The organism is Photobacterium sp. S4TG1 (genome assembly GCF_036040035.1).
Lineage (GTDB): Bacteria > Pseudomonadota > Gammaproteobacteria > Enterobacterales > Vibrionaceae > Photobacterium.
Genome location: NZ_JAYXUH010000043.1, coordinates 1 through 931, shown reverse-complemented (window position 1 = coordinate 931; position 931 = coordinate 1). Strand labels below are relative to the sequence as shown.

Sequence of the window (931 nt, the reverse complement as noted above, 5' to 3'; positions counted from 1 at the left end):
ATCGGCTCACTACTTGGCTGGCAGTTCACTAACGCCCAAGTATCTAAAGCAGCGGCAGATGAAGGTTTGTTCCCTAAAATCTTTGCTAAAACCAACAAAGCAGGTGTGCCAATTGCAGGTATGTTAATCATGCTAGCAGCTGAGATTCTACTAGCAGTAATGACTATCTCTCCTAACTTGATCAGTCAGTTTAACGCGCTATTGAACCTAGCAGTATTTATTAACATGGTACCTTACATCTTATCGATGACTGGCCTTGAAGTGCTACTTCGTAAGAACATGGTATCTAAAAAGCAATACCGTCTTGGCGCTACCGTGGGTACATTAGCGGTTCTGTACAGCATCTATGGTGTGTACGCTTGTGGTGCGACAGCTGTATTTGGCGGTACCATCTTGACACTACTTGGTTATATCTTCTACGGCTTCATCGCCGCTCGTGATACTAAACCAGAAGTGAATGCAAACTAATTAAAGATTTAATAAATTCGATACTAAAGAAATTTATTAATAACTCGCTAGAACGGAAATGGGAATAAATAAAAATAGGCTCACAATTAATATTAATATTAATAAAAAGCTTTATTTATTCCCTTTCTAAAATATTCGGTCAGACCTTTTATTACTTCATATTTTTTATGTTGTGGTAAAACACATCTGCCACTAATTATTTTATTCAGGCATTATTATGAACAACAATAGTAGTACAAATAAAATGCGTGCTCTCGTTATCGAGCACCAAAACATTACTCCTAACAGCTTTGCAGACCGCGCAACTAAGTCGCTTGTTGCTGAACTACAAAACCGCACTATCGAAATCATCACTGCGACTTCTTACGAAGATGCACGTGCGGTTATTCTGTCTACTCAAATTGATAGCTTAGTATTAGCACTAGAAAAAACTGAAGAGCAAATCGTTAACTCTCATGAAGAA

The 931-nt window shown here is 38.0% G+C and carries 1 protein-coding gene and 1 pseudogene; both read left to right on the top strand.

What is annotated here, in order from left to right; translation table 11 throughout:
• On the top strand, positions 1–468 hold a 468-nt coding region (locus tag VXS03_RS20045), incomplete at its 5' end, for an amino acid permease (protein ID WP_327765534.1).
• A 217-nt stretch (positions 469–685) separates the two neighbouring features.
• A pseudogene (locus tag VXS03_RS20040) lies at positions 686–931 on the top strand (arginine decarboxylase); the annotation flags it as partial.